Origin of the sequence: Streptomyces sp. NPDC059852, from assembly GCF_042731455.1 — a bacterium.
Taxonomy (GTDB): Bacteria; Actinomycetota; Actinomycetes; order Streptomycetales; family Streptomycetaceae; genus Streptomyces.
In genome coordinates, this window is sequence record NZ_JBHWJK010000002.1 from 406520 (window position 1) to 415857 (window position 9338).

At 71.2% G+C, this 9338-nt stretch carries 10 protein-coding genes and 1 rRNA gene; 1 reads left to right on the forward strand and 10 read right to left on the reverse strand.

Annotated elements, in window-relative coordinates; genetic code table 11:
- Nucleotides 1-58 precede the first annotated feature (58 nt).
- A complete protein-coding gene (locus ACFV46_RS04305) occupies nt 59-1303 on the forward strand; it encodes a DUF5667 domain-containing protein (protein ID WP_385496965.1) in 1245 nt (414 codons plus the stop codon).
- 99 nt (nt 1304-1402) lie between these two features.
- On the opposite strand, the gene ACFV46_RS04310 is transcribed toward ACFV46_RS04305, so the two are convergent.
- From ACFV46_RS04310 to rrf, 10 genes are all read right to left on the reverse strand, one after another.
- Nucleotides 1403-2455, reverse strand: coding sequence for a lysophospholipid acyltransferase family protein (locus ACFV46_RS04310; protein ID WP_376728892.1), 1053 nt, complete (start codon nt 2453-2455; stop codon nt 1403-1405).
- 14 nt (nt 2456-2469) lie between these two features.
- On the reverse strand, nt 2470-3531 hold the full coding sequence (locus ACFV46_RS04315; RefSeq protein WP_385496966.1) for an NAD-dependent epimerase/dehydratase family protein: 1062 nt from the start codon (nt 3529-3531) through the stop codon (nt 2470-2472).
- Between the two features lie 188 nt (nt 3532-3719).
- The gene (locus ACFV46_RS04320) at nt 3720-3818 is read right to left on the reverse strand and encodes a 30S ribosomal protein bS22 (protein WP_003948845.1); all 99 of its coding nucleotides are present in this window, start codon (nt 3816-3818) and stop codon (nt 3720-3722) included.
- Nucleotides 3819-3972: 154 nt separating this feature from the next.
- Nucleotides 3973-4185 (reverse strand): helix-turn-helix domain-containing protein, encoded by a 213-nt coding sequence (locus tag ACFV46_RS04325; protein ID WP_157842153.1) that lies wholly within the window; start codon nt 4183-4185, stop codon nt 3973-3975.
- A gap of 129 nt (nt 4186-4314) precedes the next feature.
- Nucleotides 4315-5130, reverse strand: coding sequence for a phosphatase (locus ACFV46_RS04330; protein ID WP_376728890.1), 816 nt, complete (start codon nt 5128-5130; stop codon nt 4315-4317).
- 159 nt (nt 5131-5289) lie between these two features.
- Complete coding sequence (locus ACFV46_RS04335) at nt 5290-6456, reverse strand: acetoin utilization protein AcuC (RefSeq protein ID WP_385496967.1); 1167 nt, start codon at nt 6454-6456, stop codon at nt 5290-5292.
- Complete coding sequence (locus ACFV46_RS04340; protein ID WP_361925386.1) at nt 6407-7630, reverse strand: MFS transporter; 1224 nt, start codon at nt 7628-7630, stop codon at nt 6407-6409. Before ACFV46_RS04340 ends, ACFV46_RS04335 begins: the two co-directional genes overlap by 50 nt.
- Before the next feature lie 66 nt (nt 7631-7696).
- Nucleotides 7697-8467: a VC0807 family protein gene (locus tag ACFV46_RS04345; protein ID WP_385496968.1), complete on the reverse strand. Its 771-nt coding sequence runs from the start codon at nt 8465-8467 to the stop codon at nt 7697-7699.
- A 69-nt stretch (nt 8468-8536) separates the two neighbouring features.
- On the reverse strand, nt 8537-9181 hold the full coding sequence (locus ACFV46_RS04350) for an HAD family hydrolase (protein ID WP_385496969.1): 645 nt from the start codon (nt 9179-9181) through the stop codon (nt 8537-8539).
- A gap of 62 nt (nt 9182-9243) precedes the next feature.
- Nucleotides 9244-9338, reverse strand: a 5S ribosomal RNA gene (rrf, locus tag ACFV46_RS04355); the annotation flags it as partial.

Below are 9338 nucleotides of genomic sequence, written 5' to 3' on the forward strand. Positions count from 1 at the left end.
GTGCAACCCTCAGGACCCCCTGGGGAGTCGACCGTCATGACGAGAGGAGGTGCCGCCAGTGATCGCGAACGTATCGGCGCACCGGCGGGCGAGCGCCTTCGCCCAGGCCCTGGAGGAGTCGACCGACCGGGGCACGGCGGCCGAGCAGGCCGAGCAGCCCGGGGCACCGGCACCGGCTGCTGCGGAACAGACCGAGCACGGGCGCCTGTTGGCCCTGGCCACGGGTCTCGGCGAGCTGCCCAAGCCCGTGCTCGACCCCGAGGTCAAGGTCGTGCAGCGAGCCCAGCTCGTGGCCGCGATGGAGGCCATGCTCCAAGAGGGCACCGCGGCGGGCGAGGCGGGCCCCGCCCTGCCCGGGCAGCGGTCCGACCGGGCACGCGGGGCCCACCGGGCCACCCCGATGAGCAGGCTCCGCCCGCGCTCACGCCTCGCCAAGGGCCTCACCGCCGGCGGACTCAGCGTCGGAGTCGCGGCCGGAGCCTTCGGCGGAGTGGCCGCCGCCAGCGGCGACGCCCTGCCCGGCGACTCCCTCTACGGCCTCAAACGCGGCATCGAGGACTTCAAGCTCAACGTCCTGGCCGACGGCGAGGACGAACGCGGACGCGTCTACCTCGACCAGGCCTCCACCCGGCTGAGTGAGGCCCGCCGCCTGATGGAGCGCGGCCGCGGCGGCCAGTACGACCACGAGTCGCTCGCCGAGATCCGCCGCGCCCTGTCCGGCATGCAGCACGACGCCTCCGAGGGGCACCGGCTGCTGCGCGAGGCGTACGAGCGCGACCCCGAGTCCCTGGGCCCCATCCAGGCCCTCTCCGCGTTCTCCCGCTCCCACCGCGCCACCTGGGGCAGCATGCGCGAGCGGCTCCCCCTCCAGCTCGGCGACGTCAGCGAGCGGGTGTCGTCCGTCTTCGACGCCATAGACGAAGACGTCGCCCCGCTCCAGTCCCTGCTCCCGCCGCCCACGCAGGACGGCGGCGACGGCAAGGGCCGGGGCGGCTCCGGCTCGTCCTCCACCGGCCCGTCCGGCGCCGACAAGTCGGCCCGCCCCAGCGCCGGCGGCAGCGGCGCCGCCGAGGGCGGCCACCGCACCAGCAGCCCCAGCAAGTCGGCCGAGGGCTCCGCCGGCGAGGACGAGGGCCTGCTCGGCGGGAACACGGGCGGCCTGCTCGACCCGCCCAAGGCCACCGGAGGCTCCGGCGCCTCCCCGTCCGCGTCCGCCCCGGCGGGCGGCCCGGCGGTCACGCTCCCGCCGCTGCTCCCGGGCCTCCTGCCCGGCCTGGGCATCGAGGGCGAGGACGCCGACTAGCGCCCCCACAAGCAGCGCGTACGACGATGGGGCACCCCTTCCACGGAGGGTGCCCCATCGTCGCGTACGCGCCTGTTCGTGTGCGCGTCCGCCAGAACGTCAGAAGAAGACGGACCGGCGCTGCACCAGCAGTTTGTAGAGCGTGTGCTGGATCTGCTCCCTGACCTGGTCGGTGAGGTTGAACATCAGCATCGGGTCCTCGGCCGCCTCCGGCGGATAGCCGTCGGTGTGGATCGGCTCGCCGAACTGGATCGTCCACTTCGTCGGCAGCGGGATCGCGCCCAGCGGACCCAGCCACGGGAAGGTCGGCGTCAGCGGGAAGTACGGGATGCCCAGCACCCGGGCCAGCGTCTTCGCGTTGCCGATCATCGGGTAGATCTCCTCGGCCCCGACGATCGAGCACGGGATGATCGGAGTACGGCGGCGCAGCGCCGTGGACACGAAACCGCCCCGGCCGAAGCGCTGCAGCTTGTACCGCTCCCCGAAGGGCTTGCCGATGCCCTTGAAGCCCTCCGGCATCACCCCGACCAACTCGCCCTGCCCGAGCAGCCGGTCGGCGTCCTCCGCGCAGGCCAGCGTGTGCCCGAGCTTGCGGGCGAGCTCGTTGACCACCGGCAGCATGAACACCAGGTCGGCGGCCAGCAGCCGCAGATGGCGTCCCGCGGGATGGTGGTCGTGCACGGCGACCTGCATCATCAGGCCGTCCAGCGGCAGCGTCCCGGAGTGGTTGGCGACGATCAGCGCGCCGCCGTCGGCCGGGATGTTCTCCACGCCCTTCACGTCGACCCGGAAGTACTTCTCGTACACCGGCCGCAGCAGGGACATCAGGACCTGGTCGGTCAGCTCCTCGTCGTATCCGAAGTCGTCGACCTCGTAGTCCCCGGTGAGGCGCCGGCGCAGGAAGGCCAGGCCGCTCGCGACGCGCCGCTCCAGACCGCCGTCGTCCGGGGTCTGCGGGGCCGGCTCTTCCTCAGGGGTCACAGGGACATCATCCTGCGCGAGAGACCGTCCCGGCAGGGGCTGGACCTCGCCGACCGGCCCGCCCTCACCGTTCTTGCGCCGGCTCGCCGTGCTCCGGCGCCGCGGCGGCCGCTGTACGGCGCCTCCGCGGGACCGGTCGTCGTCGAACGGAATGACCTTGGCGTCCGCCATCGTTGATGCGCTCCTCAGTTGGCGCTCTGCGTCGGGGGGTGACCGCCGTCCAGGACGGGCAGCGCGGCGATCCGGTCGACGGCCCCCGCGAGGGCCTCGGGCGGCAGCAGTCCCGGGCCGCGGCCGCTCGCGAAGTCCGCGAACGTCTGGGCCGTCGTGTACTTCGGCTGGAATCCGAGGGTCTCGCGCATCTGGTCCGTGGACACCACCCGGCCGTGGGTGAGCAACCGGATCTGCTCCGGCGAGAAGTCCGACATCCCCAGCGTACGCACCAGGGTGCCCGCCCACGTCACGGCGGGCAGCAGCAGCGGCACCGTGGGCCGGCCCAGCCTCCGCGCGCACTGGGAGAGCAGCAGGACGCCGTCCCCCGCGATGTTGAAGGTGCCGCTGTTCAGCGTGCCCCGGCGCGGCTCGTGCGAGGCGATGCGCAGCACCTCGATGACGTCGTCCTCGTGCACGAACTGCAGGCGCGGGTCGTACCCGAGGACGGTCGGCAGGACGGGCAGCGAGAAGTACGAGGCGAGCGGGGTGTCCGCGCTGGGGCCGAGGATGTTGGCGAACCGCAGCACGCACACGGCGACGTCGGGCCGCCGCCGGGCGAACCCGCGCACATAGCCCTCGACCTCGACGGTGTCCTTCGCGAAGCCGCCGCTGGGCAGGGACTTGGGCGGGGTGGTCTCGGTGAAGACGGCCGGGTCGCGGGGCGCCGACCCGTACACGTTCGTACTGGACTTCACCACCAGCCGCTTGACCAAAGGGGACTTCTGGCAGGCGCCGAGGAGCTGCATCGTCCCGATGACGTTGGTCTCCTTGACCGTGGTCCGGCTGCCGCTGGCCAGCGCGGTCCCCGTCACGTCCATGTGCACGACCGTGTCGGCGCCGCTCTCCGCGAGGACCCGCGCGATGGTGGGCTGCCGGATGTCGGCCTGGATGAAGTCCGCGCCGCCCAGGTGGTGCTCCGGCGGGACCGCGTCCACGGCGATCACCCGGTCCACCTGGGGGTCCCGCTGGATCCGGCGTACGAAGCGGCCCCCGAGTTGACGGGCCACCCCGGTGACGAGCACGACCTTGCCCAAGATCAGCGCCTTCCTTCCAGCCCTCGTACCCCAGCCGAGTTCCCCGTGTGCCGCCAACTTAGCGGGTCGTTGTTGCGCTGTGATGACCACCCGATGCGTGACGTGACGGAAATTCCCCCGTCATACACCTGTGGCCCCCCACCGGATGCGGTGGGGGGCCACAGACACGCCGCTTCGCGCGGCGCCGCCTACTTCTTGTTGCGACGCTGGACGCGCGTGCGCTTGAGCAGCTTGCGGTGCTTCTTCTTGGCCATCCGCTTGCGCCGCTTCTTGATAACAGAGCCCACGACTACCCTCGCTCACTTCTCATCACTCGGTGTTTGGGCGCCATGGGCCCACACGACCTACGAGGGGCTAGCCTACCCGCCCGAGCGCTGAGGTCGTAATCGAGGGGGCGAGGGGGGTCACCGGCGGTCCCGGGCACCCCCCGGCCCACTGCCGTCAGGCGGTGTCCACCCCCACGTAACTCTCGCGAAGGTACTCGTGAACCGCTTGCTCCGGGACACGGAACGACCGTCCCACCCGGATCGCGGGCAGATGACCGCTGTGCACCAGCCGGTACACGGTCATCTTCGACACTCGCATCACCGAGGCGACCTCCGCCACGGTAAGGAACTGAACCTCGTTCAGAGGCCTCTCGCCAGCTGCAGCCATGACACACCTGAACCTTCCGCACTCGACGGCCACCGGCTTCCCCTTCCGGTGACTCTTCGTCGTTGCGTGCTCACTCCCCAATGTAGGTGCGGGTGATGCGAGTGGGGAAGAGGTGCAGCCATCGGCGACCTACTGTGACAGACACGCTCGATTGAGTACGTAGCGGGTAAGCGGCCGGTAGTAATCGGACCGCACGGCGTCATCAAGTGGAACGGCGACGGACACGGACCCCTCGGCCTCCCCCACGAAGAGCGCGGGGTCATTGGTATCGGCGAGCCCAATGGCCTCGAACCCCAGCTGACCTGCCCCGCAGACCCAGCCGTGGTCTCCGATCACCAGCTGTGGCAGCGGCCCGCCGGCCTCGGCGGCAGCGGCCAGCGCCAGCCGAACCGGGAGGGGGGAGTGCGTGTGTGCGCCCGGCTCACAACCGGAGCGGGACGCGTCGGGCGCCCGCACCAGCGCGACTCCCCGTACGTAGGCGAGGTTGTACGTACGTAGACCGAACCGGGTCGTTATGTCGACACAGCGACCATGCGCGGGGGTGAGGACGGTACACCCCGCCGCCGAGAGCGCGTCTGCCAGGTCACCGTAGAACCCGAGCAGCCGGTGGGGATGGCCCGTGCCGAGCAGCACCGGTCCGCCACGCTGGGCGACCGTCGCGATCCGATCGGAAAAGGCGTCCAGAGCGGTCAAAGTCCGTTCAGGATCGATCGCATCGGGTCCCGAGACACAGCAAGGATCGGCTGAGACGCCACACTTCTCCGCCATCAGGGCGAGCAGCTCACGCTGCCCCCAGGCCCCCTCGGGATCCAGCCCGATGAGCACCCGGGGATCCCGGGCGGCGAACAGCCGGTAACTCCTGAGACTCGCCTCACGGGAGGTGGCCACGGTCCCGGCCAGCCCCACGGCCACGAGGTGAGCGCGAAGCGCCGCGGTACTCAGCACCCCAGCGATGCTGGCGGACCACACCCCCCAAGGACGCCCGAACCGGGCGAAGACCCCACGGTCGGGCTAACGGAACAGGGCTGGCGGAAGACCGGGCCGGCGGAACACAGGGCTGGCGGAAGACCGGGCCACCGGAACAAGGGCTGACGGAAACAGCCTTCAGGCGAGCAGCCCCCGCAGCGGGAACACCGCCTTGCGCGTCGCCAGTACCGCCTGGTCCAGCCGGTCCGCGGGGTCGTACCCCGACTCCCAGTCCGCCCAGGCCACCGGCCACCGCCCGTCGGTCATCCGCGCCGGTCCCAACTGCCGCGTCCGTGCGTACACTTCCCGCCGCCAGCTCTCCGGGATCAGCGTCGTGGGCTCCACCGGCCGCCCCGCCGCGATCGCCACCAGATGCGTCCACGACCGCGGCACCACCTCGACCACGGCGTACCCACCGCCGCCCAGCGCGAGCCACTTCCCGTCGGCGTACTCGTGCGCCAGGTCGTGACAGGCCACCTGCACGGCCCGCTGCGCGTCCAGCGACACCGCCAGATGCGCCAGCGGGTCCTCGAAGTGCGTGTCGGCCCCGTGCTGCGTCACCAGCACCTGCGGGCGGAAGTCCGCGAGCAGCTCCGGCACCACGGCGTGGAACGCCCGCAGCCAGCCCTGGTCCCCGGTGCCCGCCGGCAGCGCCACGTTCACCGCGGACCCCTCGGCGGCGCCGGTCTCCTGCGGCCACCCGGTCTGCGGGAACAACGTCGCGGGGTGCTCGTGCAGCGAGATCGTCAGCACCCGCGGGTCCTCCCAGAACGCCGCCTGCACCCCGTCCCCGTGGTGTACGTCGACGTCCACGTACGCGACCCGCTCCGCACCCAGCTCCAGCAGCCGGGCGATCGCGAGCGCCGCGTCGTTGTAGACGCAGAACCCGGACGCGGCGGCCGGCATCGCGTGGTGCAGCCCGCCCGCGAAGTTCACCGCGTGCAGCGCGCTCCCCCGCCACACCGCCTCCGCGGCCCCCACCGACTGCCCGGCGATCAGCGCCGACACCTCGTGCATCCCGGCGAACGCCGGATCGTCCAGGGTGCCGAGCCCGTACGACTGGTCCGCGGACCGCGGATCGGCCGACGCCGCCTTCACGGCCTCGATGTAGTCCTCCCGGTGCACCAGCCGCAGCGTCGACTCACCGGCCGGCTGGGCCGCGACGACGTCCATGTGCTGGTCCAGCTCGAAGGCTTCGACGAGTTTCCTGGTCAGACCGAGGCGCACCGGGTCCATCGGATGGTCCCGGCCGAAGTCATAGCCCGTTACTGCCTGGTCCCACATCAGCTGTGCGCGGCCGCTCATGCCCGCCACCGTATCGGTCCGGCCTCGGGGCGAACGAAGGGGCGTACACGAGCGTCACCAGCACCAACACCATCGGCACCAGCATCGCCCCGCGATAGCTCCACGCGTCGCCCAGCGCCCCCACCAGCGGGGAACCGATCAGGAAGCCCACGTAGTTGAAGACGTTGAGCCGCGCGACAGCAGCGTCCGACGCCCCCGGGAACAGCCTCCCGGCCGCCGCGAACGTCTGCGGCACCAGCACGCACAGCCCCAGCCCGAGCAGCGTGAACCCCAGCATCCCGACCCACGCGCCCGGCGCCGACGCCACCACCGCGAACCCGACGGCCGCCACCAGCGCCCCCAGCCGCACCACGGCCACCGCCCCGAGCCGCCGCACCCCGAAGTCCCCGATGGCCCGCCCCAGCAGCGTGGTCACCATGTACACGTTGTACGGCACGGTCGCCAGCTGCTCGGAGCTGCCCAGCACGTCCTGGAGGTACTTCGCGCTCCAGTTGGAGACCGTCGAGTCCCCGATGTACGCGAAGGTCATCACCAGGCACAGCGGCAGCAGCACCTTGAACACGACGGGCCCCTGCCCGGCCTCCCCCGCACCCTGCTCCTCGGCCGCCTCCGTCCTCGTGGCGTCGACGTACCACCGGCTCCCCACCAGCGCCGCCGGCAACAGCACCACGACGACCGGCAGATACGACACCGCCAACGGCAGATCCCAGTGCGCCCCCGCCCACGCCAGCGAGGCCCCGACGATGCCGCCCAGGCTGTACGCCGCGTGGAAGCTGAGCATGATGCTCCGCCCGTACGCCCGCTGCAGGCTCACCCCGAGCATGTTCATCGTGGCGTCCAGCGCCCCCACGGCCAGCCCGAACGCCGCGAGCGAGACAGCCAGTTCGACCATGGTGTCCCCGGCCCCCACACCGAGCAGCGCCAGCAGCACCACGGGCTGCGACCAGCGCAGCAGCCGGCTGGGACGGATGCGCCGCACCAGCCGCTCGGTCGTGACGCTGCCGACCCCGGCGAGGATCGGCACAGCCGCGAGGAAGGCCGGCAGCAGCGCGTCGGACACCCCGTACCGGTCCTGGATGGCCGGGATCCGCGTCACGAGCAGAGCGAAGGCGACGCCCTGGGCGAAGAAACCGAACGCCAGCGAGGCCCTGCCGCGCCGCAGCACATCAGTCATGGCGGCGAGCGTAGGGCCCCGGGGTACCCGTGGGTAGATCCAGCCAAAGGTGAATTTCCCTCAGCTTCAACCGGCGGCGACGAGGGGCGCGGTGGACGGACCGCTCACCACGGGCTCGCCCTGGCGTGCGTCCCGCTCGGCCCACGCCTTCGTCTCGGCGACGACCATCGCGGCCATCGGCCCCGCTCCCAGCGCGCCTCCGACGAGGAAGCCGAGCACCATCGCGACGATCATGATCACATTGCCGAGCCACACCATGGTGTCCACCGGCAGGCTGTACGCCCCCACGACCCGCACCACACACTCGGCGAGCAGGACCACACCCCACACCAGCGAGAACATCCGCTCGGCCCGCCGGAACCGCGCCGAACCCCGGTGCAGTCGCGCCCAGGCGGCCTCCCGGCCCGCGTCGCCCTTCACCACCCAGGGCTTCATCCCGGCGGTCATCATCGGCTTGCCCAGCACCACCGAGACGATGATGCCGATCCCGATCGTGCTGCTGATGGCGCTGTCCTTGGCCATCATCAGTCGCGGGTCACCCGCCACGAAGCTCAGCAGCAGCGAGACGACGTTCACGACCAGGATGAGCGCGGCCATCCCGTTGACCTCCCGCGCCCTCCACACGCTCCACCCGGTGCGTACGGCCGGCACGACGCTGCTGAGCGCGAGCGCCATCAGGGTGCTCATGCCGAAGCCGTTCTTCAGCAGGTAGTACGCGCCGAGCGGCACCGCCACATCGATGATCAGCGGCAGGAAGTTCCGCAACCGCCTGCTCCGCCCACCGGCCGTGCTCTTCTCGGTCGTGCTTCCCTCGGTCGTCCCCGTGTTCGTCGTCATGCCCTTAGCTTCGCGGCCGGGCGGGGGTCGCCGGTAGAAACGATCGTCCGGCCCTCGGCATGACAAATGTCAGCCCAGCAGGCCGACCAACTCGCCCATGTCGGCGAAGAGTTCGTTCGCCCCGGACAGCCGCTCGGCCGGCGTCATGGCGGTGAACCCGAGGACGTCCATGCCCGCGGCCACGGCCGCCCGCACCCCCAGCGGACTGTCCTCGACGACGACACACCGCTCGGGCGCGACCCCCATCCGCCGGGCGGCATGGAGGAAGAGGTCCGGCGCGGGCTTCCCGCGCCCCACATCCTGCGAACTGAAGATCCGGGCGTCGTCGAACCACCGGTCCAGGCCCGTCGTCCGATGCCCCACCCTGATCCGCTCATGGCTCCCCGAGGACGCCACGCAGTACGGCACTCCGCGCGCCGCAAGCGCCTCCAGGACGTCCACGGCGCCGGCCACGGGCTTCAGCTCCCGTTCGAACGCGGCGAACACCCTGGCGTGGAAGACATCGTCGAAGTCCGCCGGAAGCCGCTCCCCCGTGCGCTCCAGCACCAGGTCGTGCACCCGGTGCATCGCCGACCCCATGTAGTCCCGGATGGAGTTCTCGTACGACGTCGGGTGCCCGAGCTCGGTCAGGTACGCGGCGAGGAGCCGATTGGAAATGGGCTCGCTGTCGACGAGAACACCGTCGTTGTCGAAAATGACGAGGTCGTAGCGCATAAACCCGAGCTTAAACGCAGAAAGGGCCCACACCGTAAGGTGTGAGCCCTTTCTCAAAAATTGTTCGGCGGTGTCCTACTCTCCCACAGGGTCCCCCCTGCAGTACCATCGGCGCTGTAAGGCTTAGCTTCCGGGTTCGGAATGTAACCGGGCGTTT

What these genes read in the sequence shown, in the direction of transcription:
- ACFV46_RS04340 (WP_361925386.1), bottom strand. Translation starts at nt 7,630, where the DNA reads ATGACTGATGTGCTGCGGCGCGGCAGGGCCTCGCTGGCGTTCGGTTTC.
- ACFV46_RS04335 (WP_385496967.1), bottom strand. Translation starts at nt 6,456, where the DNA reads ATGAGCGGCCGCGCACAGCTGATGTGGGACCAGGCAGTAACGGGCTAT.
- ACFV46_RS04350 (WP_385496969.1), bottom strand. Translation starts at nt 9,181, where the DNA reads ATGCGCTACGACCTCGTCATTTTCGACAACGACGGTGTTCTCGTCGAC.
- ACFV46_RS04345 (WP_385496968.1), bottom strand. Translation starts at nt 8,467, where the DNA reads ATGACGACGAACACGGGGACGACCGAGGGAAGCACGACCGAGAAGAGC.
- ACFV46_RS04325 (WP_157842153.1), bottom strand. Translation starts at nt 4,185, where the DNA reads ATGGCTGCAGCTGGCGAGAGGCCTCTGAACGAGGTTCAGTTCCTTACC.
- ACFV46_RS04310 (WP_376728892.1), bottom strand. Translation starts at nt 2,455, where the DNA reads ATGGCGGACGCCAAGGTCATTCCGTTCGACGACGACCGGTCCCGCGGA.